Below are 23,071 nucleotides of genomic sequence, written 5' to 3' on the forward strand. Positions count from 1 at the left end.
TTCAGCCCGAGCCCTCCGTTCCCAGCCGGCCCACGGAGGGTCGCTCCGTGACCGTCCGACACCTGTCCACCGCCGTCGAGGCACGCATCGACCGCGCGGCCCGCCGCCTGCTCGACGCCGGGCACCAGCCACACCGCCCGGTGCGTCTCGCCGTCACCGAGTTCCTGGTGTTCGGGGCGAAGCAGGCGTGGGCGTGCACGTTCGGAGCCCTGCTGCTCGCGACGATGGTGATCGTGCACCTGACCGTGCCGCCCGGCGCCCGGAACGACGTGCTGACGGTGGCCGCCGCGGCGATCCAGGTCGGCATGCTCGTGTTCGGCCTCGAGACCGTGCGGGAGCTCCGGGTGGTGCTGGTCTTCCACGTGGTCGGCACCGTCATGGAGGTCTTCAAGACCCACGTCGGCTCGTGGCAGTACGGCAGCGACGGCTGGCTCGTGGTCGTCGGCGTCCCGCTCTTCTCGGGGTTCATGTACGGCGCCGTGGGGTCGTACATGGTCCGGGTCGTCCGGCTCTTCGACCTGCACTTCGACCGGTGGCCGCGGCAGTGGCTCCTGGTCGTCGTCGCCGCCGGCATCTACGCGAACTTCTTCGGCCACCACTTCGTGTGGGACGCGCGGTACGTGCTGCTCGCCCTGGTCGTGGTGCTCTTCGCACCGACGACGATGCACGTCCGGGTGCACCGCGCGACGCTGCGGATGCCCGTCCTGCTGGCGATGGCCCTGGTCGCGGTGTTCATCTGGCTCGCGGAGGACGTCGCGACGTGGGCCGGGGCGTGGGCCTACCCGGACCAGGCGGCGGGCTGGGAGCCGGTCGCCCCCACCAAGATCGTGGCCTGGCTGCTCCTCATGGTGATCTCGGTCGCGCTCGTCGCGTGGCTGTACCCGCAGGTGCGGTCGGCTCCTGCCGACCCGACCGCTCGGGATCGACCCGGCCTGGAGGCACGACCCACCGCCGCCCCGCCGGCGGCCGTCCGGCGGTCGGCTGGTTCACGACGACCTCGGGGCGCGCACGCAGACCACCCCCATAGTGTTCAGCTGTCGGGCCCGTCGGGCTCGCTTCCGCTCGCCGCGAATCCTCAGCCTTCCGCGACGAAGCGCCCCTAGGCTGAGAGGACTCGAATCTCCAAGGAAGAGGACACCATGGCCTTCAAGCCCGGTTTCGACCAGTCCCCCGCCTTCAACGACCAGGGCCGCAACGCCTGGGGCGCCGGCGCTGGTCAGCAGCAGGCGGGCTGGGGACGCACCCCACAGCAGGGGCAGTACCCGCAGCAGGGCGGCATGACGCCCGAGCAGCTGCAGTACATGTACGACCGCCCGACGGCGAGCCCGGTCGACACCGACCGCATGTCGTACGAGGACACCATCGTCAAGACGCTCCTCGCGTTCGGCGTGCTCCTCGTCGGCGCCGTCGTCGGCTGGAACCTGCCGCCGATCGTCTGGATCGTCGGCGCGATCGTCGGCTTCGTGCTCGCGCTCGTCAACACGTTCAAGAAGAAGCCGTCGCCGGGTCTCGTGCTGGCGTACGCGTTCTTCGAGGGCCTGTTCGTCGGCGGCATCTCGGCGGCGTTCAACACCGTCTCGGACGGCATCGTCGCGCAGGCGGTGTTCGGCACGCTCGGTGTCTTCGCCGTCACGCTGCTGCTCTTCTCGAGCGGCAAGGTCCGTGCGACGCCGAAGGCGACCCGGTTCTTCCTCATCGCGATGGTCGGGTACCTGGTCTTCTCGCTCGTGAACATCGTCCTGCAGTTCACCGGCGTGACCTCGGGCTCGTTCGGGCTCCGCAGTGAGCCGAGCTTCCTGTTCGGCATCCCGTGGGGTGTCCTGATCGGCATCTTCGTCGTGATCATGGCGGCGTACTCGCTGGTCCTCGACTTCGACCAGATCAAGACCGGCGTCCAGCGCGGTGCTCCGCGCATCTACGCCTGGACCGCAGCGTTCGGTCTCATCGTCACCCTGGTGTGGCTGTACATCGAGATCCTGCGCATCCTGGCGATCCTGGCGAGCAGCCGCGACTAGTCCCCACCTGATCGACCCGAAGGGCCCCGGCACACGCCGGGGCCCTTCGTCGTCCCGGGACCACTGGGCCCTGCCGGCCCTGCCCGCCGGCCCTGAGCGGGCCAGATCTGTCACGGTCGACGCGACTCGGCGACGGAACACGCCCGCTCGACGGACCGCACGCGGCATGTCCTGCACGCTCGAGTACGGCAGCCGCCCGACCGGACGAGCGGGCCAGATCTGTCACGCTCGACGCGACTCGGCGACGGGAACCGCCCGCTCGACGGACCGCACGCGGCATGTCCTGCACGCTCGACGGCGCCGCCCGGGTCGGGGAAGGCACGGACGCGACGAGGGCCCGGCACGCAGTGCGTACCGGGCCCTCGGGCGTCAGGGAGTGACTACTCCCACTCGATCGTCCCCGGCGGCTTGCTCGTGACGTCGAGCACGACGCGGTTCACGTCGGGGACCTCGTTCGTGATGCGGTTCGAGATCTTCGCCAGGGTGTCGTACGGCAGGCGCGTCCAGTCGGCCGTCATGGCGTCCTCGGAGGAGACCGGACGGAGCACGATCGGGTGGCCGTAGGTGCGGCCGTCGCCCTGGACGCCCACGGAGCGGACGTCGGCGAGCAGGACGACCGGGCACTGCCAGATCTCCTCGTCGAGGCCGGCCGCGGTGAGTTCCTCGCGTGCGATCTTGTCCGCCGCACGGAGCAGCTCGAGGCGGTCCTTCGTGACCTCGCCGACGATGCGGATGCCGAGGCCCGGGCCGGGGAACGGCTGGCGGCCGACGATGACCTCGGGCAGCCCGAGCTCGCGACCGACGGCACGGACCTCGTCCTTGAACAGGGTGCGCAGCGGCTCGACGAGCTCGAACGTCATGTCCTCGGGCAGACCGCCGACGTTGTGGTGCGACTTGATGTTCGCCGTGCCGGAACCACCGCCGGACTCGACGACGTCCGGGTAGAGCGTGCCCTGGACGAGGAACTTGACCTCACCCGCGTCCGAGTCCGAGGCCGCTGCGTCCGCGCGGGCCTCGAGCACGAGGGCCTCGGCCGCCGCCTCGAACGTGCGGATGAACTCGCGCCCGATGATCTTGCGCTTCTGCTCGGGGTCGCTGACACCGGCGAGGGCGTCGAGGAACTGCTGCTCCGCGTCGACCGTGATCAGGCGGACACCGGTCGAGGCGACGTAGTCCTCCTCGACCTGCTTGCGCTCGTCGGCGCGCAGGAGCCCGTGGTCGACGAAGACGCACGTCAGCTGGTCGCCGACGGCCTTGTGCACCAGGGCAGCGGCGACGGCGGAGTCGACACCGCCGGAGAGTCCGGCGATGACCCGTGCGGAGCCCACCTGTGCGCGGATCCGCTCGACCTGCTCCTCGATGACGTTCGCGGAGTTCCAGTCGCCGGGGAGCCCCGCGGCGCGGTGCAGGAAGTTCTCGAGCACGGCCTGGCCGTAGGCCGAGTGCTTCACCTCGGGGTGCCACTGCACGCCGTAGAGCTTGCGCTCGTCGGAGGCGAACGCGGCGACCGGGGTCGAGGCACTCGACGCGAGGACCTCGAAGCCCTCGGGGGCCTTCGCCACGGAGTCGCCGTGCGACATCCAGGTGACCTGGGACTCCGGCTGGTCGCCGAGCAGCACGCTGTCGGTGCCGGAGACGGTCACGTCGGTGGCGCCGTACTCGCGGAGACCGGTGTGCGCGACCTCGCCGCCGAGCGACTTCGCCATGGCCTGGAAGCCGTAGCAGATGCCGAGCACGGGGACACCGAGGTCGAGGATCTCGCCGTCGAGCGACGGGGCACCGTCCTCGTACACGGACGACGGGCCACCGGACAGCACGATCGCCGCCGGGTCCTTCTCGCGGACCTCGTCCGCCGTGATCGAGTGCGGGACGATCTCGCTGTAGACGTTCGCCTCACGCACACGCCGTGCGATCAGCTGGGCGTACTGGGCGCCGAAGTCGACGACCAGGACGGGGCGCTGTTCGGTCTCGCTCACCGAGCGGCCTCCTTCTCGCGCTGCTGGGCAGCGGTCAGCTCGTGGTAGGTGTCCATGGCCTTCTGCTGCATGCGGTGCTCGACCACGAAGGACATGAACGGGATGATGCCGCCGAGGGCGATGAGCAGGAAGCGCGACGGCCTCCAGCGCATGATGCTCCACAGGCGGAAGTCCGTGAACAGGTACAGCACGTAGAGCCAGCCGTGCGCGATGAGGATCGCGATCGACAGGTTGAACGTGCCGGGTGCTTCGCCCGCGGTGCCGTTCGGCACGAAGAACGGGCCGTTGCCGAGCTGCATCTCGAGCTGCAGCGGCGTGTACTTGATGATGACCTCGATCACCAGCGCGAGCAGCAGCACGCCGGTGATGTACGCGGAGACGCGGTACCACTTCACCGCGCCCGGGATCTTCGGGATGTCACGCGTGCGGACGGTCAGGGCCATGCAGTCGATCCTACCGTCGCGCCGGAGCGGGCTCGGCGGGCTCCCCCGTGCCCCCGGCTGCGTCGGTGTCCGTGGCGGCGGCAGCCTCGCGGGCGTCCTCCTGCTCGCGCTCCCAGGCGTCCTTCACGAACCGGTACCAGAGGAACACGGCGAACCCGGCGAAGACGACCCACTCGATCGCGTAGAAGAGGTTGAGCCAGTCGAAGCGGACCTCGCGCGTCGGGGCACGGTCGGCGATGGTGCCGAGGTCGGCGGCCTTCGCCGTGGTGCCGTCGGCGACGACGTACCCGATGTACATCCGGTCGTCGAAGGCCTTCCAGGTGTTCACGAACCGGGCCGGCGCCACCGCCGAGTACTCGCCCGTGCTGTAGGCGTCCTGGTCCGGGGACTCCGCCGGGTAGTAGCGGCCCTGCACCGTGAGCTCCTGGCCGTCGGTCAGGCGCTCGCCCCCCGCTTCGGCCTGTCGCCGCTCGTCCGACCAGCCGATGACCACCGGCAGGCTCGCGCCGGTACCGGTGTCGACGAGGTGCCCGATCGCCTGGTAGGTGCCGCCGCCGGACCGCCCGGTCAGGATCGTCGTGTCACCCGCGACGAACGTCCCGGTCACGGTGATCCGCTGCCCGGCGATGTTCTCGGACGCCGCGCGCCCGGGCTCGGTGACGTCGTCGAGTGCCTTGCGGGTCTCGGTCGTGGCCGGCAGGGGCTTGCCGTTCGCGATGCTCCGCTCGAGCTGCCACTTGCCGAGGCCCGCGAAGACCCCCGCGAGCACGAGCGCGAGCAGGAGCAGTGCGATCCACCTCGGTCGTCGGGCTACGGCCCACATCTGTATCAGTACTCCGGATCGCGCTGGCGGACCGGGCGCTTCGGGCGCTCGGCAGGGACGTCGACCGGCGACGTCACGGGTTCGCTCGTCGTCGGCTCCGGTGACCCATTCTCGCGCTCTTCCCTGCCCGCAGCCTCCACGAGGGCGAACTCCTCGGCGAACTGCCGGTCGCGCTCGGCACGTCGAGCGGCGGCCGCGGCGTCCTGGTCGGCGACGGCGGCCTCGGCGGCGGTGTCGATCGCTTCGTCGAGGGCCGGTCCGGCCGGGATCCCGACACCGGCAGCGCCGGCCGCACCCGGACGGCCCGGGCGACGACCGAGCCGCGCGCGCAGGCGCTGGCGCAGCCGCGCCACCCGGGCCGGACGCACCACGAGGCGGCCGATCCGGTCCGAGTTCACGGCGAGCAGCGGACCCAGGACGGCCATCACGAGGACGTAGAGGCCCGCGAAGGCGGTGATCCGCGCCTCCAGGCCGGCGGCAGCCGACAGCGTCGCGAGGATGAGCGCGAACTCGCCCCGGTTCACCAGGATGACCGCGGTGTTGATGCCCTGCTGGACGTTGAACCCGTTCATCCGGGCCACGAGCTGCCCCGCGACGGCGTTCAGCACGACCGTCATGCCGATCGCGCCGAGGACGGGCCAGAGCACCTCGCCGAAGGTCGACAGGTCGAGCCCGAGGCCGAAGTTCACGAAGAAGAACGCGGCGAACACGTCACGCATCGGGAGGGCGAGCTGCTCGATGCGGTCCCGGTAGCGTGTCGCACCGCAGAGCAGGCCGATCACGAACGCACCGATCGCGTCGGTCACGCCGAGCAGGTCGCCGATGCCGCCGAACATCACGGCGAGGCCGAAGAACAGGACCGTGAACAGCTCGTCGTCGCGGGTCGCGAAGATCTTCGACACCCACTTGCCGGCGAACCGGGCGAGCGTGAACATCACGACGAGGAACCCGAACGCGAGCCCGAGCTTGCCGACCACGGCCCACAGGTTCGTGTCGCCGGAGAGCACGACCGAGACGATCGCCAGGTAGATGGCGATGAAGACGTCCTCGATGACGGTGACACCGAGGATCATCGGGGTCTCGTCGTTCGCCAGACGTCGCAGCTCGATGAGCAGCTTCGTCACGATCGCACTCGACGACGTCGCCGTCATGCCCGCGATGATCAGGGCTTCACGGGTGCCCCAGCCGAGCGAGAACCCGAAGGCGAAGCCGACCCCCATGTTGATCGCCACGTACGTGCCGCCGGAGACCAGGAGCTTCCCGGCGTTGCCGTAGAACTCCTCCTGGTCGAACTCCAACCCGAGGTTGAAGAGCAGCAGGATGAGTCCGAACGTCGCGATGAGCTCGATCGTGTGCGACTCGACGTTCAGGCCGATCCACGGGGTGTGCGGGCTCGCGATGAGCCCGACCACCATGTAGATCGGGATGGCGGGCAGGCCGATGGTCTTGCCCAGGCGTCCGAGGACGTAGGCGATGATGAACAGGCCGCCGATGGTCAGCAGCTCACCACCCAGGTGCATCCGCTAGCTCCCGGGCGGCGCCTCGGCGGCCGCGGCCGCGAGCTGACCGCTGCGGTAGAAGGAGAACGCCTTCGACACCTTCTCGGGTGCACCGGCGACGACGATGGTGTCACCGGGGAACACGACGAAGTCCGGCGAGGGCGCGGGGTTCGCGCTGTCGCCACGGACGACCGCGACGACGGTCAGGCCGATGAAGCCCGAGTCGTGCAGGTCGCCGAGGGGCTTGCCGGCGATGGCGTCCTCGTAGTCGACGCTGAACCAGTCGATCGACAGGCCGGGGATCTCGTCGAGCTTGTCGAGGCCCTCGGTGATCCGGGTGCCGCCGAGCAGTTCGGCGAGCGTGTGCGCCTCGTCCTCGCTCAGGCGCAGCGAGACCTTCTCGGACTTGTCCGCGCCGTCCGAGACGTCCGCGAACGAGATGAGGTCGGAGTGCCCCGACCGGTGCGTGATGACACCGCACTTGCCACCGTCGTCGGTGTAGAAGCTGTGCAGCACGCCGACTCCGGGGAGTTTGACGCGATGGACGTCGACCATGATGGCTCCCTTGGTGAGTACCCCGATGATAACCACCGGGGCGCTCGGGCCATTCCGCACGCTACGGTCGTGCGATGGGGAACACACGGGAGGCCGTCCGCATCGTCGTCACCGTCGTCGGGGTGGTGGTCGTCGCGGCCTACGCGGCGCTGCTGGCCGTCAACGCGCTCGTGCTCGATCCGCTCGCAGCGGTGCCCGGGGCCACGCTGCCGCAGATCCACGAGCGCATCGAGGCTGCGGGGATGTCCGTCGCCGGCGACGTCCGTGGCGTCGTGGTCGTGGCGTCGATCGGGGTGGCCCTGGCGATCGCCGCGGCGGTCGTCGGACTCGCGGCGCGGCTGCCCGCGACGGTGGTCGCGGTGATGCACCTCGGCGTCCTCGCGGCGGGTGCGCTCGCGACCTTCCAGTCGGGCTTCTGGCTCGGCATGGACGTCGCCGACACGTTCCCGACGGGCGGGGGCGCGCACACGATCTGGGCGGGCGTGCTGTACCTGACGAGCCTCGCGGCGTTCGTCGCGATCCCGGTCGTCCTCGCCGTCACGGCCGTCCGGACCCGCAACACGCAACGTCAGCGACAGCTCGCAGCGGGGTAGCGCTGCGAGGAACCGCCGAGGTTGCGTTTCGCGAAGGGGCGGGACGGGGCAGACGGCGGACGGGAGGCGCGGGGCGGGGCCGCCACGCGCCTCCCGTCCGGTGGCCTACCGCGGTTCGCTCGTCTTCTCGCCCTCGACCTGCTCGTCGGTCGCCTTCGCGCCCTCGGCACCGCTCGAGCGGCCACCACCGACGACGACGTCGTCCTCGTCGAAGCCGAACGCGATGTCCGGCGCCTCGAGACGCACCCGGTCGGCCGACTCGTCGTCGGGCTGCAGCTGCGACTCGCGCTCGGCGGCGACGCGCTTCAGGTAGTTCGACACCTCGTGCTCGGTCGTCTCCTGGTCCCACCCGAGCACACCCGCCATGAGCTTCGCGGCGACCGGAGCCGCCTCCTCACCGCGGTCCCACGCCTCGATCGAGATGCGGGTGCGGCGCGCGAGGACGTCCTCCAGGTGCAGGGCACCCTCGTGCGAGGCCGCGTAGACGACCTCGGCGCCGATGTAGTCGTCGGCCTGCGGCAGCGGCTCGGCGAGCGACGGGTCCTGCTCGACGAGCTGCAGCACCTCGGTGGCCTGCGTGCCGTACCGGTTCAGCAGGTGCTCGATCCGCACCTTGTGCACGCCGAACTGCCGCGCGGTGCGGGCCCGACGGTTCCACGCAGCCGGGTAGCCCTCGGCGCCGACCAGCGGGATGTCCTCGGTCGTCGACGCCGGGATCTTGCCGTCCATCGCGGCGACGGCCTCGTCGATGGCGTCCTTGCCCATCACGCGGTAGGTCGTCCACTTGCCGCCCGCGACCACGACGAGTCCCGGGGCGGTGTGCGCGACGACGTGCTCACGGCTGAGCTGCGACGTCTGGTCGGACTCCCCCGCGAGCAGTGGTCGGAGGCCGGCGTAGACGCCCTCGACGTCCTCACGGGTGAGCGGCACGGCGAGCACCTTGTTGACGTGCTCGAGGATGTAGTCGATGTCCGCCGCGGTCGCCGCCGGGTGCGCCTTGTCGAGGTTCCAGTCGGTGTCCGTCGTGCCGACGAGCCAGTGCCGGCCCCACGGGATGACGAAGAGCACGCTCTTCTCGGTGCGGAGGATCATGCCGGTGTTCGACTGGAAGCGGTCGCGCGGGATGACGAGGTGCACGCCCTTCGACGCCCGCACCTTGAACTGCCCACGGGTACCGACCATCGCCTGGGTGTCGTCGGTCCAGACGCCGGTCGCGTTCACGACCTGCTTCGCCCGGATGTCGAACTTCTCGCCCGTCTGGATGTCGTGCGCGTGCGCCCCGACGACCCGCTCGCCGACCTTGATGAACCCCTCGATGCGGACCCGGCTCGCCGCGTGCGCGCCGTACGACGCGGCGGTGCGGACGAGCGACGCGACGTAGCGCGCGTCGTCGACCTGGGCGTCGTAGTACGTCATGCCGCCGACGAAGGCGTCCTTCTTCAGGCCCGGCATGTTCTTCAGGACCTGCTTGCGGCTGAGGTGCCGGTGGTGCGGGACCCCGGGCGGACGACCGCCGGACCAGCTGAAGACGTCGTACATCGCCATGCCGATGCCGATGTAGAAGCGTTCCCACACGCGGTGGTTGAGCGGGTAGAGGAAGCGCACGGGCTTCACCAGGTGCGGGGCGATCCGCTGCAGCAGCAGGCCGCGTTCGATCAGGGCCTCGCGGACGAGCGCGAAGTTCAGCTGCTCGAGGTAGCGGATGCCACCGTGCACGAGCTTCGACGAGCGGCTCGACGTGCCCGACCCCCAGTCGCGGGCCTCGACGATGCCGACGCTCAGACCGCGGGTGACCGCGTCGAGCGCACTGCCGCCGCCGACGATGCCGCCGCCGACGACCAGGACGTCGAGCTCCTTGGTCTTCAGCGCCTCGATCGTCGCGGCACGTTCCTCCGGTCCGAGCTTCGCGGACGGGTCGAAGCCGACGCTCGCGCTCGGTACGGCGGCACGCTGGGCGCCCTCGACGGTGCTCTCGGCACCTGCGGTCGTCGCGTCCGTGCTGGTCTGCGTGGTGCTGCTGGCTGGCTTGGCCATCGTCGCCTCCGTGCGGGTTGCGCGCACGGAGCCGGCCTCCGCGCACGGGAGCGCCGAGGCGTCACCCGTGCGGGAGCACGGGTGCCACCGTCACTGCTGGTGGTACGGCGCCACGACCACTTCTACTCGCTGGAACTCCTTGACGTCGGAGTATCCGGTGGTGGCCATCGACCGACGGAGCGCACCGACCAGGTTGGCGCGGCCGTCCCACGACGGGGTCGGGCCGTTCAGCACGTTCTCGAGCGGGGCGATCTGACCGACCTCGACACGACGACCGCGGGGCAGCTCGGAGTGGTGCGCCTCGGCACCCCAGTGGAAGCCACCGCCCGGGGCCTCGGTCGCGCGGGCCAGCGCGGTGCCGAGCATGACCGCGTCGGCGCCGACGGCGATCGCCTTGACGATGTCGCCGGCGGTGTCGAGGCCGCCGTCCGCGATGACGTGCACGTAGCGGCCGCCGGACTCGTCCATGTAGTCACGTCGGGCGCCGGCGACGTCGGCCACCGCGGTCGCCATCGGCGCGTGGATGCCCAGGGCGGCGCGCGTCGTCGACGCTGCGCCGCCACCGAAGCCGACGAGCACGCCCGCCGCACCGGTGCGCATGAGGTGCAGCGCCGACGTGTACGTCGAGGCGCCACCCACGATGACCGGGACGTCGAGCTCGTAGATGAACTTCTTGAGGTTGAGCGGCTCCTGGTTCTGGGAGACGTGCTCCGCCGAGACCGTCGTGCCGCGGATGACGAACAGGTCGACACCGGCGTCGACGACCGTCTGCGAGAACTCCTGCGTGCGCTGCGGGCTGAGCGACCCGGCGACCGGCACCCCGGCGGCACGGATCTCGGCCAGGCGTGCGGTGATCAGCTCGGCCTTGACCGGCTCGGAGTAGATCTCCTGCATGCGCTTCGTGACGTTGCCGTCCGTGAGGGTCTTGATCTCCTCGTAGTACGGCGTCGGGTCCTCGTACCGGGTCCACAGGCCCTCGAGGTCGAGCACGCCCAGGATCCCGAGCTCGCCCATCTGGATGACCGTCGCCGGCGAGGACACCGAGTCCATCGGCGCCGAGAGGATCGGCGACGCGAAGGTGAACGCGTCGATCGACCACTGCACGCTCACGTCGTGCGGGTCGCGGGTGCGCCGCGAGGGGACCACCGCGATGTCGTCGAACGCGTAGGCCCGACGGCCGCGCTTGCCTGCACCGATCTCGACTTCAGTCACCGGGCAAGCCTAGCGGGCGGGGTCCCGGAGTGGGACGGGTGGACGGTGCAGCCGGTGCAGCCGGTGCACGGTGCAGCCGGTGCACGGTGCAGCGGCCTCGGTCAGCGTCGGGGTCGTGCCCGTCGCTTCCGCAGCGCCCGCAGGACCAGACCGAGCAGGAGCGCGAGCACGACGAGGACCGCGAGCAGGGCTGCTGCGACCTTCACCAGCAGTGCGGCGCCGACGAAGAGCACGGCGAAGACGACCCAGACGAGGGCGTCGAGCACGAGGGGGCCGGAGGTGCGCACCTGCGTCACGGTAGCCGACGGGCGGGGAGCCGGGGTGTCGGGTCGGGTGTGGCGGGGCGGGGGCGGGGCGCGCCTCCCGGCCGGGTGCGGGTGCGCCTGCGACGAGAGACGCGAGACGTCGGCGTCGACCTCGGCCTCGGCGTCGGCACGAGGACGGGGCCGCGCGGCGCATCAGCAGCCAGCGCGGCCCCGTCGGGGTGCGGGTACCACCCCCACAGCAGTACCCGCGGGTCGACCCCGCTCAGCGAGCGGAGTCGACGTCCTTGGCGAGCGTCCCCAGGTAGAGCTCGATGACCTTCGGGTCGTCGGCGAGCTCACGCCCGGTGCCCGAGTACGCGTTCCTCCCCTGGTCGAGCACGTACCCACGATCGCAGATCTGCAGACAGCGTCGTGCGTTCTGCTCGACCATGATGATCGACACCCCGGCCTTGTTGATCCGGCGCGTGCGGATGAAGGTCTCGTCCTGGCGCACCGGCGACAGGCCCGCGGAGGGCTCGTCGAGCAGCAGCACCTTCGGGTCCATCATCAGCGCCCGGGCCATCGCGACCGACTGCCGCTCACCACCGGACAGGGAGCCCGCCCGCTGGGTGCGCCGCTGGCCGAGGACCGGGAAGAGGTCGTAGATGACCTCGAGCCGCTCGGCGAACTTCTTCGGGCGCAGGTACAGGCCCATCTGCAGGTTCTCCTCGATCGAGAGCGAGGGGAACACGTTGTTCGTCTGCGGCACGAAGCCGACGCCGGCCTGCACGAGCTTGTTCGCCTTGAGGTTCGTGATGTCCTCGCCCTGCAGGGACACCGAGCCCTCGCGGATGGAGACCAGGCCGAACAGCGCCTTGAGGAGCGTCGACTTGCCCGCGCCGTTCGGGCCGATGATGCCGATCAGCTCGCCCGGGTAGCAGTCGAGGTCGCAGCCGTTGAGGATGTTGACGCCCGGCAGGTAGCCGGCGACCAGGTTCTTCGCGGTGAGGACGGGCTCGCCGCGGTCGATCGTCGCGGTTGCGCTCGTCGCGCCCGTCGCGCCCGTCGCCGGACGGGAGGCGCGGGTCGCGTCCGCTGCGTTCGGTGCGTCGGTCATCGGGTCGCCTCCTGCTCGTCCTGCTTGCGGTCGTCCGCCTTCGGGCGGTCGTCCGCTGCTTCCTCTTCGGCCACCTCTTCGGCCAGCTCCTCGTAGGTCTCCTCGGTGAGGAGCGAGTCGTCGCCCAGGTCGGTGTCGTGGTGCGCACCGAGGTACGCGTCGATGACGGCGCGGTCGTCCATCACGGTGTCGGCCGGCCCCTCGGCGACGACCTTGCCCTCGGCCATCACGACGACCCAGTCCGAGATGTGCCGGACCATGTGCATGTCGTGCTCGACGAAGAGCACGGTCATGCCGTCGTCCCGGAGGGACTGGATGTGCCCGAGCAGCGACTGGGTGAGCGCCGGGTTCACGCCGGCCATCGGCTCGTCGAGCATGATCATCGTCGGGTCGGACATGAGCGCACGGGCCATCTCGAGGAGCTTGCGCTGGCCGCCGGACAGCGACCCGGCGTAGTCGTCCTGCTTCTCGAGGAGCTTGAAGCGGGCGAGCAGGTCCTCGGCCTTCGCGGTGATCTCGCGCTCCCGCTTCCGCCAGAGCGCCGGGACCAGGCCGACGAAGAAGTTCTCGCCCGGCTGGTCGCGGGCACCGAGCAGCATGTTCTGCATGACGGTGAGCCGGCTCAGGGCCTTCGTGAGCTGGAACGTGCGGACCATGCCCTTGTTCGCGATGTGCGTCGCACTCGTCTTCTGCAGCGTGTCGCCGTTGAAGCGGGTCGTCGCACCGGGGCTCGGCTTGTCGAAGCCGGTGAGCAGGTTGAAGAACGTCGTCTTGCCGGCGCCGTTCGGACCGATGAGCGCGGTGATGGTGCCGCGCTGCACCTCGAGGTGGTCGACGTCGACCGCGGTCATGCCGCCGAAGTGCCGGGTGACGCCGTCGACCGTCAGGATCGGGTCGGACTTCGTGTGGGTGTAGGTCTCAGACACTGAACGACAGCTCCTTCTTGTTGCCCAGGAGTCCCTGTGGCCGGAACACGATGAGGAGCATGAGCGCGATGCCGACGAGCACGTAGGAGAACTGCTCCGCCTGCTGCGCGTTCATGATCGAGTCGGGGATGAAGTCCCCGGCGAGGGTGCGGACGAAGAGCCGCACGACGAAGAACAGGATCGCCCCGAGCACCGGGCCGAACACCGTCGCGGCGCCGCCGAGGATCAGCGCGGTCCAGATGAAGAACGTCATCGAGCGACCCATGGCGTCGGGCTGCACGGAGCTCGGCAGCACGTAGATGACCCCGGCGAGCGCACCGAGCGCGCCACCGAAGACGAGCGCCTGCATCTTGTACGAGTAGACGTTCTTGCCGAGGGAGCGGACGGCGTCCTCGTCCTCGCGGATCGCCTTCACGACGCGACCCCACGGGCTGCGCATGAGCAGGAAGAGCACGAGGGTGAAGAGCGCCACGAGGCCCCAGGCCGCGATGCGGATCCACCAGCCGTTGACCCCGTTGTTCGAGTAGGTGAACCACAGGATGCTCGTGGTGCCGTCGGGCAGCGGGCTGAGCGCGTTGAACGGGTCGCGGTAGGCCGACCCGGCGATGCCGTTCGAGCCTCCCGTGGTGTTCGTCAGCAGGCTGGAGCGTCCGACCATGCGGATGATCTCGGCACCGGAGATCGTCACGATCGCCAGGTAGTCCCCGCGCAACCGCAGCGTCGGGATGCCGAGGATGACCGCGAAGACGATCGCGACCGCCAGGGCGACGAGCACCGCCATGACGAAGGGCAGGCCGTTCGTGATCGAGATCGCGAAGCCGTAGGCACCGAGCAGCAGGAACGCCGCCTGGCCCATGTTGATCAGGCCGGTGAGGCCGAAGTGCACGTTGAGGCCGATCGCGGCCAGGGCGAACGCCGCCGTGGTGGGGGCGAGCGCCTCCTGCGTCAACGAGGACAGCAGGTTCAGGATGTAGTCCATGTCGGTGCTCCCTTAGCCGATGCGCTCGGCGCGACCGAAGATGCCCTGCGGCCGGAACAGCAGGATGAGGATGAGGATCACGAGGGCCGTGGCGTACTTGAAGTCGCCCGGCAGCACGAGGTTCGTGAGCTCGACGACGATGCCGATGATCATCGAGCCGACGAGGGCGCCGTACGCGGTGCCGAGACCGCCGAGCGTGACGGACGCGAACATGAGCAGCAGCAGCTGGAGGCCGGTCTGCCAGTTCACGCCGTTGAGGACCAGGCCGAGCATCACGCCGGACAGGCCCGCGAGGCCGGCGGCGAGCGTCCACACGAAGCGGATGACCCGGTCGACGTCGATGCCGGACGCCGCGGCGAGCGCCGGGTTGTCCGACACCGCGCGGGTGGCCCGGCCGAAGCGGGTCTTGGCGAGGAACAGGCCGGTCCCGACGAGCACGACGAGCGCGATGCCCATCGCGACGTAGGACTGCACCGTCAGCGTGAGGCCGGCGAAGGTCACGGTCTTGGGGTTGCCCTGCTGGATGCGGACGGTCGAGGCGCCGAAGAAGTACTGGAACGCGTACTGGGCGGCGATCGACAGACCGATCGTCACGATCATGAGCTGGGTGAGGCTGATCCGGCGGCGGCGCAGCGGCCTCCAGATCGCGGCGTCCTGCAGGTACCCGGTGGCCGCGCACAACAGCGTGACGACGATGCCGGTGACCCAGATGTTCCACCCGAGCTGGTTCGCGAAGACGTAGGCGAGGAGACCGCCGAGCGTCACCTGCTCACCGTGCGAGAAGCTCGACAGGCCCGTCGTGCCGTAGATGAGCGAGAGGCCGACCGACGCCAGGGCGATGAGGAGCCCGAGTCGGATGCCCGATGCGAGCTGCTGCCAGGCACGCGCGGCGCTGACGCTGCTCGTGTCGTCGCTGGTGGTGGCGCCCTGCTGGTCGGACAGCTGGAAGATCTGCCCGACGTTGGCGTTCAGCGTCGCGTTCACCTTGCGCTCGGCGTCGGCGGCGTTGGTCAGGTACTGCCCCTTCGGCAGCGAGCCCTGGTCGACGCTGACGGTGTACTGCCCCGCCGTCGTGACCGAGACGGACCAGCGGCCGGAGTCGTCGGTGGTCGCGGTCTGGGCGAACCCGCCGGGTCCCGCGACGTCGACGTCGACCCCGGTCGCGGGCTTCCGCTCGGAGTCGAGGATGGTGCCCCGGATGCAGCCGTTCGTCGGACTGACGGTGCAGGGGCCGTCGGACGTCGACGCGCTGCTGCCGGTGCTCGGGCTGCTGCTGGCGGCGGGACTGCTCGTCGCCGCGTCGGCCGCGGGCGACACTGCCCAGTCGACCGCGAAGGTGGCGAGGAAAGCGAGGAAGAGTACTGCGGCGAGGACCAGACGCTTGCGGCGGTCTGGTGCCCCACGGCGGAGCCGGCGCATGAGCGCTGACCCCGGCGGAGTGATGGAACCCACGGATGAGCCTCTCGTTCGGATAGTCGAGGACCATAGGGATTTTTTGTGTCCCCCGTGTTTCCAGCACGTCTCCTGCACAAATCGTGCTGCATTCGTGACCGACACCCCGTGGATCCGCATGAATCCGCCCGTCCGGCCGGTACAGGACTCTCAGGAACGAGTCCGCGGACCGGTCTCGGCCCGCGCGCGGTGTCTGCCGCGCTCGGGCGACCGGGGGACAGCGGAATGGCGCGAGTACCGCGCGCGTTACCATGGCCCATCGGGAACCCGACGACGCGCCCCGGTGCCACCACTTCACCTCGCCCACGAAGGGGACCCATGGACCAGCCGGATCCGTTCGGATTCATCGGACTCACGTACGACGACGTCATGCTCCTCCCCGGGCACACCGACGTCATCCCGAGCGAGGCGTCCACGACGTCCCGGCTCACCAAGCGCATCGACGTGCACGTCCCGCTGCTGTCGGCGGCGATGGACACCGTGACCGAGGCCCGCATGGCGATCGCGATGGCGCGCCAGGGCGGCATCGGCATCCTGCACCGCAACATGTCGATCGAGGACCAGGCCGCGTACGTCGACAAGGTCAAGCGGTCCGAGTCGGGCATGATCACGAACCCCGTGACCACGAGCCCGGACGCCACCGTGGCCGAGGTCGACGCCGTGTGCGGGCAGTTCCGCGTCTCCGGCCTGCCCGTCGTCGAGTCGGACGGCACGCTCGTCGGCATCATCACGAACCGGGACATGCGCTTCGTCGCCCCGTTCGAGATGGCGACGACCCTCGTCCGCGACGTCATGACGAAGGCGCCGCTCATCACCGCGGCCGAGGGCATCGACCCCGAGGACGCCGTCGCGATCTTCGCGCAGCACAAGATCGAGAAGCTCCCGCTGGTCGACGCCGACGGCAGGCTCCGCGGCCTCATCACCGTCAAGGACTTCGACAAGAGCGAGAAGTACCCGGACGCCACGAAGGACGCCGAGGGCCGCCTGCGCGTCGGCGCTGCGATCGGCTTCTTCGGCGACGCCTGGCAGCGCGCCGAGGCCCTGCGCGACGCGGGCGTCGACGTGCTCGTCGTCGACACCGCCAACGGCGAGAGCGAGGGCGTCCTCGACATGGTCCGCCGCCTCAAGGCCGACCCGTCCTTCGCCGGCATCGACGTCATCGGCGGGAACGTCGCGACCCGACAGGGCGCGCAGGCGCTCATCGACGCCGGTGTGGACGCCGTCAAGGTCGGCGTCGGCCCGGGCTCGATATGCACCACCCGCGTGGTCGCCGGGGTCGGCGTCCCGCAGGTCACCGCCGTGTACGAGGCGTCGCTCGCCGCGCGTGAGGCCGGCGTGCCGGTCATCGCCGACGGCGGGCTGCAGTACTCGGGCGACATCGCGAAGGCCCTGGTCGCCGGCGCGGACACCGTGATGCTCGGCTCGCTCCTGGCGGGCACCGACGAGAGCCCGGGCGAGCTCGTCTTCGTCGGCGGCAAGCAGTACAAGGCGTACCGCGGGATGGGCTCCCTCGGCGCACTGCAGACGCGCGGCGAGAAGACCTCGTACTCGAAGGACCGCTACTTCCAGGCGGACGTCCCCTCGGACGAGAAGCTCATCCCCGAGGGCATCGAGGGCCAGGTCCCCTACCGCGGCTCGGTCGCGAACGCCGTCTACCAGCTCGTCGGCGGCCTGCGGCAGTCGATGTTCTACGTCGGTGGCCGCACGGTGCCGGAGCTCAAGGCCCGCGGCAAGTTCGTCCGCATCACCGCGGCCGGGCTCAAGGAGTCGCACCCGCACGACATCAAGATGGTCGTCGAGGCCCCGAACTACCGAGGCTGACCCCGGTCTCCTCCCCCGCGCTTCTGCGCGAGACGCCCCCGTTGCGTCGAGACGCCGCCGAATCCGACGGCGTCTCGGTGGTTCGGGGGCGTTTCACGTCGACGGGGGCGTTTCGCGAGCTCCTGCACGGACGACGTCGGCCGGGAGGCTCTCCACAACTGGCGGCCGTCGCCTCTCCTCCGCCACGTGGTCACGCGAGACTGCCGCGCATGTCAGTCACGCCGTCTCCCGTCCTCGCCGGCCGTCCGGCGGGCCTCCTCGATCCGGTCCGCTTGTTCCACGGGGTGGGGGTCGAACGTTCGGCGTGGGACGCTCTCGACGAACGTGGGCGGCGGCGGCTCGTGGTGCGTGCCCGCGTCGCGGCGCTGCACCGCCCAGCGGTGGTCTCGCACCGGTCCGCCGGAGCACTGTGGGGACTCCCCGAACTCGGGCGCTGGGACTGGCGACTGCACGTGATCGACCCCGCGCTGCCGAAGACGCACGTCGGCCGAGGCATCGTGCGGCACACGGGCGACCTGTCGGACGGCGAACTCACCGACGCTCTCGGGGTCGCGGTGACGTCCCTCCTGCGGACGGTGGTCGACATCGTGCACGTCGTACCCGTGGCACACGCGGTCCTCGTGCTCGATCACGTCCTGCACGAGGACATCGCGGCGTTCCCGGACCTCGAGCGCGCACTCGCCGCCCGCGCGGGCGCACGCGGCTCGCGTGTGGCCCGGACGGCGCTCGAGGTCGCGGACGGCGCCGCGGAGTCCGCAGGCGAATCGCTCAGCCGCGTGACGATGCGGGAGCTCGGGGTCGTCCCACCGGTGCTGCAGCAGGAGTTCATCACCGACGCCGGATGCTTCCGGGTCGACTTCTGGTGGCCAGCTGCGGGCATCGTCGGCGAGTTCGACGGCCGGGTCAAGTACGACGACCGAGCGGCGCTCTGGGCCGAGAAGCGCCGCGAGGATGCGCTGCGACGGCTGCCCGAGGTCAGGGGCTTCGCGCGGTGGGGCATGCGCGAGGCGCTCGAGCCGGCACTCCTGGCGCCCGTGCTGCTCGCCGCGGGTCTCCCACTCGGGCGCGGCTGGGCCGAGCGGTCGCGGTGATCGAACTCCTTGCCCATCACATCGCCGAGACGCCGGCGTCTGGAGGGCACCAGAGCTCCTCGAGCCGCCGGTGTCCGCCCGAGACGCCGCCGAACTGCCGAGACACCGTCGGATGCGCGGGCGTCTCGGCCCGAAGACGGCGTCTCGACCCGACGCCGGTGTCTCGGCCCGACGACGGCGTGCGGACCCGCGACGGGAACGGCAGCCCCGCCGCCCTAGGCGCTGCGCCAGTCGTCGGACGTGATGTGGCTGCCGCCGTGCGGGCCCATCTGCAGCATGCCGCCGTCGACGGGCAGGGACACCCCGGTGATGTACGACGACGCCGGTGACGCCAGGAACGCCACTGCGGCAGCGATCTCCCACGCGTTCCCCGGCCGTCCGAGGGGGACACCGGGACGATCGATGGTGTGCGGGTCCTCGTCCTCGGCACCCGTCATCCGGGTCGCGATCTCCCCCGGTGCGACGGCGTTCGCGGTGATGCCGTGCTCGGCGAGCTCGATCGCGATGGTCTTGAGGAGCCCGCCGAGGCCGTGCTTCGCCGCGTCGTACGCGCTCGACCCGTAGCGGGGCTGGTGCTCGTGGACGCTCGTGATGCCGATGATCCGCCCGCCGGTGCCCTGTCGCACCATGTGCCGTGCAGCTGCCTGGATCGTGACGAACGCCCCGTCGAGGTCGGTCGCGACCGTGTGCCGCCACTGCTCGAGCGTGATGTCGAGGAACGGCGCGTTGTCACCGGTCCCGGCATCCGCCACGACGACGTCGACGCCACCGAGCTGTGCCACGAGCCGATCGATCACGGCACCCGCACGGTCGAGCTGCGTCACGTCGATCTGCTCGACGAAGGCCTGTCGCCCGGCCTGCCGGATCTCGGCGGCGGTCTCCTCGGCACGCTCGGGCTCGGACAGGTACGTGATGCCGACGTCCATGCCGGCTGCGGCGAGCGCCACCGCGGTGGCCTTCCCGATGCCGGACTCGGCACCGGTGACGATCGCACGCACGGGACGGAAGGTGGTCGTGGAAGCTGCATCGCTCATGGGCCGGACCGTACGCGCGACCGCCGCTGCGACCTCCCGGAACCGCGCCTCCTGCACAGGGCACCGTCCGGACGGACTCCTCATCAGGGGTTCCCGTGCGCCTGCTCAGTTTCGTCACGGGTGTGTAACGAAACGTCCAGGTGATGATCTCGGACACACACGCGAAACACTTCGGCCCTAGTTTTCTCGGCAACCCACGTGGAGGAGACCGCGCTCGACCCGATGCGGTTGGGCCTCCGCGCAGAGAAAGGGCTCCACGGATGACCAGAACCACCCGTGCCACCACGGCACTGGCAGTGGCGGGAGCGGCAGCGCTCCTCCTCGCCGCGTGTTCCACCAGCGGCAGCGCCGAATCCACCTCCTCCGCCTCTGCCGGCGGCGCGAAGAAGGACCCGGCGGCGAGCTGCAAGGCCCCCGACACCCCGGGTACCGATGCGCTGAAGATCGGCACGATCCTCCCGCTGACGGGCACCCTGTCGTACCTCAACCCGCCCGCCGAGTCCGGCGTCGGCCTCGCGGTCGAGGACATCAACTCGGCCGGTGGCGTGCTCGACAAGGACGTCAGCATCGACCCCGCCACCGACTCGGGCGACAGCAACGACATGACCGTGTCGAGCTCGGCCGCGACGAAGCTCGTCAACGCGAAGGTGCCGGTCGTCATCGGCGCCGAGTCGTCCAGCGTCACGCTGAACGTCATCGACCAGCTGACGAGCAACTGCATCGTGCAGATCTCGCCGGCGAACACGGCGACCGACCTGTCCGGCTACTCGTCGCACTACTACCGCACGGCTCCGCCGGACTCGGTGCAGGGCTCGGCCCTCGGCCAGCTCATCACGGGTGACGGCAACGCCAAGGTCGCCTTCCTGGTCTTCAACGACACCTACGGTACGGGTCTCCGCGACACCGTGCAGAAGGCGATCGAGGACTCGGGCGGCCAGGTCGTCTACGGCGGCAAGGGCAAGGGTCAGGAGTTCCCGCCCGGACAGACGACGTTCTCGTCCGAGGTGACGGCCGCCCTCGCGGCGAAGCCGGACGCCATCGTGGTGCTCGCCTTCGACGAGACGAAGTCGATCATCCCGGAGCTCAAGTCGCAGAACGCCGACATGGCGAAGATCTACATGTCCGACGGCAACACCGCGGACTACTCGAAGGACTTCGACCCGGGCACCCTCGAGGGTGCGCAGGGCACCATCCCGGGTGCCAGCCCGAAGGACGAGCTCAAGCAGCGCCTGTCCGACTTCTACAAGCAGTCCTCGGGCAAGGAGCTCGCCGACTACTCGTACGCCGCTGAGTCGTACGACGCCACGACCCTCGCCGCGCTGGCCGCGGTGAAGGGCAAGGGCACCGACTCGGGCACCATCCAGGCCAACATGGCCGCGGTGTCCGGCGCAGACGGCGGCACCAAGTGCGAGACGTTCAAGGCCTGCAAGGACCTGCTCGACAAGGGTGAGGACATCCAGTACACCGGCCCGTCCGGCATCGGTCCGTTCGACAGCAAGAACGACCCGTCGAGCGCCTACATCGGCATCTACAAGTTCGACGGCGACAACAAGCCCGTGTACCAGAGCGCCATCCAGGGCTCGGTCTCGAAGTAACACGCAGCACGGCCGACTGGGCCCGAGTCTCGCCTCCGCGGAGCCGAGACTCGGGCCCAGCGTCGTTCCTCGGGGTCGGGAGCGCGAGACGTGTCGCGCAACGCGAGACTCGGGTCGGCCCCGTCCCCGCGGCAGCCGGACGGGAGGCGCGGCTCGCGCCCGTCAGGCCGGGCCGGCCGCCGCGGGTGCGAGCGTCCGGCGCCGCGCTGCCCGGGCCGCCACGAAGCTGTCGACCGTCAGGACCACGAGCGCGACCCACACGATGCCGAAGCCGATCCACCGCGCGGGCGGCATGGCCTCGTGCTGCACGACGACCCCGACCAGCAGCTGCATCACGGGCGCGAGGTACTGCGTCAGCCCGAGCGTCGACAGCGACACCCGCCGTGCGGAGGACGCGAAGAGCAGCAGGGGCACCGCGGTCGCCGGGCCGGTCAGCACCGTGACGAGCGCGTGCGGCCACCCCTCGCTCGTGAAGGTCACCCCGCCGCCGAGGCCCGTGACCCCGAGCACCACGAGCGCCCCGACGGCGATCGGCAGCAGCCACACGGTCTCGAGCGTCAGCCCGCTCAGCGCGTCGACGGTGCCGCCCACCCGCTTCTTCACCAGGCCGTAGAGGCCGAACGAGAACGCCAGCGCGAGCGAGATCCACGGCACCTGCCCGTAGCCGACCGCGATGACGACGACCGCGACGACGCTGATGCCGACCGCCGCCCACTGCGCCGCACGCAAGCGCTCGCGGAGGACGACGACCCCGAGGGCGATCGTGACGAGCGGGTTGATGAAGTAGCCGAGCGCGGCCTCGACCGTGTGGCCCGTCGTCGTCGCGGCGACGTACACGGTCCAGTTCACCAGGATGAGGACGGCCGCGAGCCCCATCACGAGCATCACCCGACGCTGGGCGAGCAGGGAGCGTGTCCGGAGCCACGACCGGGTGACGGCGACCGCCACCGCGCAGAACACCAGGCCGAAGACGATCCGCCAGGCGACGATCTCGAACGCGCCCGCGGGAGCCATCGCGGCGAAGAGCAGGGGCATGAGCCCCCAGAGCCCGTACGCGACGATCGCCTGGACGACGCCGACGGATGCCTCGCTGCGTGCCGGACGTGCCGGAGTCGCTTCACTCACGGAACCATCCTAGGAAGCTGGTCGGACGCTGCGGAGCGGCACCGCGCCTCCCGGCCGCCGGACGCACGAACGCCCCGCCGGCTGCGAGCCGGACGGGGCGTTCGTGACGAGAGCTGCTGGTCTCAGTGCTCGATGACCGCGAGGACGTCGCGCGCCGAGAGGACGAGCAGGTCCTCACCGGAGTACTTGACCTCGGTGCCGCCGTACTTCGAGTAGATGACCTTGTCGCCGACGGCGACGTCGAGCGGCACGCGGTTGCCGTTGTCGTCGATGCGGCCCGGGCCCACGGCGACGACCTCGCCCTCCTGGGGCTTCTCCTTCGCGGTGTCCGGGATGACGAGACCGGAAGCGGTGGTCTGCTCCGCCTCGACCTGGCGGATGACGATGCGATCCTCGAGCGGCTTGATGGTGACGGCCACGGTGACCTCTTCTTTCTCGGTACTGACTCGGTACAGATGGGAACCGGTTGGCACTACGCACAGGAGAGTGCCAACGACAACTCTAGGGACAGTCTGGCACTCGGTCAATCCGAGTGC

General features: G+C 70.3%; 21 protein-coding genes. 6 read left to right on the forward strand and 15 right to left on the reverse strand.

All coding sequences use genetic code 11. From position 1 onward, the window contains the following. Positions 1–47 precede the first annotated feature (47 nt). Together ABIC52_RS02570 and ABIC52_RS02575 are read left to right on the forward strand one after the other, a co-directional pair. Positions 48–1,103 (forward strand): DUF817 domain-containing protein, encoded by a 1,056-nt coding sequence (locus ABIC52_RS02570; protein ID WP_209675534.1) that lies wholly within the window; start codon positions 48–50, stop codon positions 1,101–1,103. Between the two features lie 36 nt (positions 1,104–1,139). Beyond that, complete coding sequence (locus tag ABIC52_RS02575) at positions 1,140–2,015, forward strand: Bax inhibitor-1/YccA family protein (RefSeq protein WP_354026567.1); 876 nt, start codon at positions 1,140–1,142, stop codon at positions 2,013–2,015. A gap of 380 nt (positions 2,016–2,395) precedes the next feature. Here the strand turns inward: ABIC52_RS02575 and guaA are convergent, their stop codons facing one another. Genes guaA through ABIC52_RS02600 form a run of 5 tightly spaced genes read right to left on the reverse strand, consistent with a single transcriptional unit; the run spans position 2,396 to position 7,311 of the window. Then, positions 2,396–3,991, reverse strand: coding sequence for a glutamine-hydrolyzing GMP synthase (gene guaA / locus ABIC52_RS02580; protein WP_126890772.1), 1,596 nt, complete (start codon positions 3,989–3,991; stop codon positions 2,396–2,398). Beyond that, positions 3,988–4,434 carry a DUF3817 domain-containing protein gene (locus tag ABIC52_RS02585; protein WP_071292490.1) on the reverse strand — a complete coding sequence of 149 codons (447 nt, stop codon included), beginning with the start codon at positions 4,432–4,434 and terminating at the stop codon, positions 3,988–3,990. Before ABIC52_RS02585 ends, guaA begins: the two co-directional genes overlap by 4 nt. A gap of 10 nt (positions 4,435–4,444) precedes the next feature. Continuing rightward, complete coding sequence (locus ABIC52_RS02590; RefSeq protein ID WP_126890771.1) at positions 4,445–5,257, reverse strand: SURF1 family cytochrome oxidase biogenesis protein; 813 nt, start codon at positions 5,255–5,257, stop codon at positions 4,445–4,447. Positions 5,258–5,262: 5 nt separating this feature from the next. After that, positions 5,263–6,777 carry a cation:proton antiporter gene (locus ABIC52_RS02595; RefSeq protein WP_354026568.1) on the reverse strand — a complete coding sequence of 505 codons (1,515 nt, stop codon included), beginning with the start codon at positions 6,775–6,777 and terminating at the stop codon, positions 5,263–5,265. Between the two features lie 3 nt (positions 6,778–6,780). Then, entirely contained in the window at positions 6,781–7,311 is a 531-nt protein-coding gene (locus ABIC52_RS02600; protein WP_126890769.1) for a cation:proton antiporter regulatory subunit, read from the reverse strand. A 74-nt stretch (positions 7,312–7,385) separates the two neighbouring features. Here ABIC52_RS02600 and ABIC52_RS02605 point away from each other — a divergent pair, with 74 nt between their 5' ends. Then, positions 7,386–7,904: a hypothetical protein gene (locus ABIC52_RS02605; protein WP_354026569.1), complete on the forward strand. Its 519-nt coding sequence runs from the start codon at positions 7,386–7,388 to the stop codon at positions 7,902–7,904. A gap of 105 nt (positions 7,905–8,009) precedes the next feature. Here the strand turns inward: ABIC52_RS02605 and ABIC52_RS02610 are convergent, their stop codons facing one another. The 7 genes from ABIC52_RS02610 to ABIC52_RS02640 form a co-directional block, all read right to left on the reverse strand. Beyond that, complete coding sequence (locus tag ABIC52_RS02610; protein ID WP_354026570.1) at positions 8,010–9,938, reverse strand: glycerol-3-phosphate dehydrogenase/oxidase; 1,929 nt, start codon at positions 9,936–9,938, stop codon at positions 8,010–8,012. A gap of 90 nt (positions 9,939–10,028) precedes the next feature. Continuing rightward, entirely contained in the window at positions 10,029–11,150 is a 1,122-nt protein-coding gene (locus ABIC52_RS02615) for a GuaB3 family IMP dehydrogenase-related protein (protein WP_126890766.1), read from the reverse strand. A gap of 101 nt (positions 11,151–11,251) precedes the next feature. Next, on the reverse strand, positions 11,252–11,437 hold the full coding sequence (locus ABIC52_RS02620) for a hypothetical protein (protein WP_126890765.1): 186 nt from the start codon (positions 11,435–11,437) through the stop codon (positions 11,252–11,254). Positions 11,438–11,678: 241 nt separating this feature from the next. Continuing rightward, positions 11,679–12,512, reverse strand: a complete 834-nt coding sequence (locus ABIC52_RS02625) for an ABC transporter ATP-binding protein (RefSeq protein ID WP_354026571.1) — start codon at positions 12,510–12,512, stop codon at positions 11,679–11,681. Next, positions 12,509–13,438: an ABC transporter ATP-binding protein gene (locus tag ABIC52_RS02630; protein WP_250366230.1), complete on the reverse strand. Its 930-nt coding sequence runs from the start codon at positions 13,436–13,438 to the stop codon at positions 12,509–12,511. Before ABIC52_RS02630 ends, ABIC52_RS02625 begins: the two co-directional genes overlap by 4 nt. Further along, the gene (locus ABIC52_RS02635; protein ID WP_354026572.1) at positions 13,431–14,417 is read right to left on the reverse strand and encodes a branched-chain amino acid ABC transporter permease; all 987 of its coding nucleotides are present in this window, start codon (positions 14,415–14,417) and stop codon (positions 13,431–13,433) included. The genes ABIC52_RS02630 and ABIC52_RS02635 overlap by 8 nt, the downstream gene beginning before the upstream one ends. Before the next feature lie 12 nt (positions 14,418–14,429). After that, positions 14,430–15,869 carry a branched-chain amino acid ABC transporter permease gene (locus tag ABIC52_RS02640; protein ID WP_354026573.1) on the reverse strand — a complete coding sequence of 480 codons (1,440 nt, stop codon included), beginning with the start codon at positions 15,867–15,869 and terminating at the stop codon, positions 14,430–14,432. Between the two features lie 318 nt (positions 15,870–16,187). Between ABIC52_RS02640 and guaB the strand changes: the two genes are divergently transcribed. Together guaB and ABIC52_RS02650 are read left to right on the forward strand one after the other, a co-directional pair. After that, positions 16,188–17,690: an IMP dehydrogenase gene (gene guaB, locus ABIC52_RS02645; protein WP_354026574.1), complete on the forward strand. Its 1,503-nt coding sequence runs from the start codon at positions 16,188–16,190 to the stop codon at positions 17,688–17,690. Between the two features lie 209 nt (positions 17,691–17,899). Beyond that, positions 17,900–18,781, forward strand: a complete 882-nt coding sequence (locus ABIC52_RS02650; protein WP_354026575.1) for a hypothetical protein — start codon at positions 17,900–17,902, stop codon at positions 18,779–18,781. A 215-nt stretch (positions 18,782–18,996) separates the two neighbouring features. Here the strand turns inward: ABIC52_RS02650 and ABIC52_RS02655 are convergent, their stop codons facing one another. Then, positions 18,997–19,815: an SDR family oxidoreductase gene (locus ABIC52_RS02655; protein WP_126890759.1), complete on the reverse strand. Its 819-nt coding sequence runs from the start codon at positions 19,813–19,815 to the stop codon at positions 18,997–18,999. A gap of 260 nt (positions 19,816–20,075) precedes the next feature. On the opposite strand from ABIC52_RS02655, the gene ABIC52_RS02660 reads away from it, so the two are divergent. Next, complete coding sequence (locus tag ABIC52_RS02660) at positions 20,076–21,410, forward strand: ABC transporter substrate-binding protein (RefSeq protein WP_126890758.1); 1,335 nt, start codon at positions 20,076–20,078, stop codon at positions 21,408–21,410. Between the two features lie 162 nt (positions 21,411–21,572). On the opposite strand, the gene rarD is transcribed toward ABIC52_RS02660, so the two are convergent. Both rarD and groES read right to left on the reverse strand, forming a co-directional pair. Further along, positions 21,573–22,535 (reverse strand): EamA family transporter RarD, encoded by a 963-nt coding sequence (gene rarD, locus ABIC52_RS02665; RefSeq protein ID WP_354026576.1) that lies wholly within the window; start codon positions 22,533–22,535, stop codon positions 21,573–21,575. Positions 22,536–22,657: 122 nt separating this feature from the next. Further along, positions 22,658–22,954: a co-chaperone GroES gene (gene groES, locus ABIC52_RS02670; protein ID WP_056121496.1), complete on the reverse strand. Its 297-nt coding sequence runs from the start codon at positions 22,952–22,954 to the stop codon at positions 22,658–22,660. Positions 22,955–23,071: the final 117 nt, after the last annotated feature.

This window comes from Curtobacterium oceanosedimentum (assembly GCF_040545555.1).
Classification (GTDB): domain Bacteria; phylum Actinomycetota; class Actinomycetes; order Actinomycetales; family Microbacteriaceae; genus Curtobacterium.